The sequence below is a fragment of the Mesorhizobium sp. M7A.F.Ca.CA.002.04.1.1 genome, from assembly GCF_004022805.1.
In the GTDB taxonomy this organism is placed as follows: Bacteria; Pseudomonadota; Alphaproteobacteria; order Rhizobiales; family Rhizobiaceae; genus Mesorhizobium; species Mesorhizobium ciceri.
The window spans coordinates 1-2746 of record NZ_RZPL01000733.1 but is presented as its reverse complement, the minus strand read 5'-3'; the positions used below and the strand labels follow the sequence as shown (position 1 = coordinate 2746).

The following is a 2746-nucleotide window of genomic DNA, read 5'->3' as shown; positions in this document are numbered from 1 at the left end:
CTTGTAGCCCATTTCGAACGGCCGCTGGCCGACCAGAGCCGTTACAAGGCCGTCACGAGCGATCGCAATCTCGTCGCCGATCGTGTCGGCAGCGCCGATGACGAAGTCGTTGCTGGCGATCCGGTCCTTGAGCGGTCCGAACAGATCGCGATAGGGCTGCGGCGCGCCGAACAGCGGCCAACCGCCCATGATGCCGAAGGCGTCCAGCTTGGGGTTGGCGGCGAGGATGTCGGTCATCGCCTGCACGCCCTTGGCGCCATCGTCGTTGGTGAACACCGGGCAGCCGGCGACTTCGGTCCAGCCACCTTCACCGGCAAGTGCGGCGAGGCCCTCCTTGCCCGACAGTGCGTCACGCATGCCTTGCGCACGGCGCAGGATGTTGTCGGCTGCCGGGTTGCCTTCGATGGTGCAGATCGTGCCACCATTCGGCTTGCCCTTCTTGATGTACTCGCCGATCTTCTTGCCCATCAGGTAATTGTCGGTACCGAGATAGGTCTTGCGAAGACCTGCGTCTTCCTTGCTGAGATCGGCATCGACCGTCATGATCGGGATCGACGGATTGGCACTCTTGATCGTCTGCGCGATCAGCGGCGCGTTGGACGGCGAGATCGCCATCGCCACCGTGTCGGCCTTGCTCAGCATGTCCTGGACGATCTGCGCCTCGCCGGCCTCGTCCGAAGTCGACGCCGGACCGGTGTAGAAGCATTCATATTCCGAGCTGGCGTTTTCCTTGTTCCATTTCTCGCAGCCCTGGTGGATGGCCTCGAAGAACGGATTGTCGAGACCTTTCACGACAATGACGAGCTGTTTCTTGGCCAAAGCCGGCCCGGCACCCAACGCCATGGCGGCGACGGCGGCGAGCAAAAGTGTTTTCCTCATGTCAGTCCTCCCTTGAAACAAACGGACACGGCGTGCCCGCCATACAGATCGACCGGATGCGTGATGACCGAGGGTCGTTTCGCGAGCGCTCGTGTCGCCAGGACAGATCGATAAGCATTTCCAGATTCGGCTTCAGATCAGCTCACACACAGGTGCCGCCGGATCCTGGACCGTCAAACCTCCGCCAATTCCGGCCGGCGACCGCCAGCGGGGATCGGCATAATCTCCTCCGACGCTTAGCTAATATCGGCTTGGCGCCAACGTCAATGCTATTTGTCCTACAAAACGGATTTTTAAAATAGTCCTGGCCCAATTCGTCCGACAATTGATTGACGTGCGCCGGCTTTTGCGTAAAAGAACGCTAACGCCGTCTTCGGGAGGAGCCGGGGAGAGCGAGGCCAAAGCAGCGTCGGCATCCACGCCGGTAACAGCTGCAGGTCGCAAAGCACGGGGAGGCAAAGGCTGGTGGCGGTTCTCGAACTCACCAACATCTCAAGGCATTTCGGCGCCATCCAGGCCGTCAACGACGTTTCGCTGTCGATCGAGCCCGGACAGGTGGTCGGCCTGATGGGCGACAACGGCGCCGGCAAGTCGACGCTGGTCAAGATGATCGCTGGCAATTTCCGCCCGAGCCATGGCACCATGCACATGGACGGCAAGGAATTGATCCTGCACAAGCCGGCGGAAGCCCGCCAGCACGGCATCGAGATCGTCCACCAGGACCTTGCGCTCTGCAACAATCTGACTGCCGCCGCCAATGTCTATCTCGGCCGTGAGTTGCGGCGCGGCGTCGGGCCGTTCCGGATCCTCGACTATGCCTCGATGTACAAGCGTGCCGGCCAGCTCTTCGCCGAATTGAAGTCCGAGACCCGTCCGCGCGACCTCGTCAAGCAGATGTCGGGCGGCCAGCGCCAGGCGGTGGCGATTGCCCGCACCATGCTGTCGCAGGCCAAGATCGTGCTGATGGACGAACCGACGGCGGCGATCTCGGTGCGCCAGGTCGCCGAAGTGCTGAACCTTATCCGCCATTTGCGCGATCAGGGCATCGCCGTCGTTCTGATCAGCCACCGCATGCCTGACGTGTTCACCGTCGCCGACCGCGTCATCGTCATGCGGCGCGGGCGCAAGGTCGCCGACAAGACGATTGCGTCGAGCTCGCCCGAGGAAGTCACCGGGCTGATCACCGGCGCTATCGAACAGGTTTGATTTCAAGCGAATTCCACCACGCACAGCAGATGAAGGTCGACGATGGCACTGACAATTGACCAGCCGATCGAGCATAAGCAGCAATCCTTGGCCGCGAGACTGTTTGCCAGCCAGACTTTCTGGGTGGTGATCGCGGTCATCCTTGCCTGCGTGTTCCTGTCGTTTGCCACCGACGCTTTCGCCACCTCGAAGAACCTCTACAACATCACCCGCAACATCACCTTCGTCGCCATCATCGCGCTCGGCATGACCTTCGTCATCATCACCGGCGGCATCGACCTGTCGGTCGGCTCGGTGCTATGCCTGTCGTCGATGGTGCTGGCCGTCACCATGCATGCCGGCTACTCGATCGAGGTCGGCATCCTGGCCTCGATTGCCACCGCGCTCGCCATTGGCGCCTTCAACGGCGTGCTGATCGCCTATCTCGGCTTTCCACCCTTCGTGGTGACGCTCGGCATGCTGTCGATCGCCCGAAGCCTCGCCATGGTCGCCTCCAACAACACGGTGGTCTTCCAGTTCGGGCCGGACCATGCCAAGCTTCTGTCATTGGGCGGCGGCGCCTGGGTGTTCGGCATCGCCAACCCGGTGCTTTACATGATCCTTCTGGCGCTGATCACCGGCTTCATCCTGCGCTGGACCAAGTTCGGCCGCCATATCTTCG

At 61.6% G+C, this 2746-nt stretch carries 3 protein-coding genes; 2 read left to right on the top strand and 1 reads right to left on the bottom strand.

All coding sequences use genetic code 11. From position 1 onward, the window contains the following. Positions 1-879: substrate-binding domain-containing protein (locus tag ENZ75_RS27575; RefSeq protein WP_164888044.1), on the bottom strand; the 879-nt coding region annotated here is incomplete at its 3' end. 465 nt (positions 880-1344) lie between these two features. On the opposite strand from ENZ75_RS27575, the gene ENZ75_RS27570 reads away from it, so the two are divergent. Continuing rightward, positions 1345-2085 carry an ATP-binding cassette domain-containing protein gene (locus ENZ75_RS27570; RefSeq protein WP_013530854.1) on the top strand — a complete coding sequence of 247 codons (741 nt, stop codon included), beginning with the start codon at positions 1345-1347 and terminating at the stop codon, positions 2083-2085. Between the two features lie 42 nt (positions 2086-2127). Continuing rightward, positions 2128-2746, top strand: a 619-nt coding sequence (locus ENZ75_RS27565) for an ABC transporter permease (protein WP_164888043.1), incomplete at its 3' end; no start/stop codon positions are given.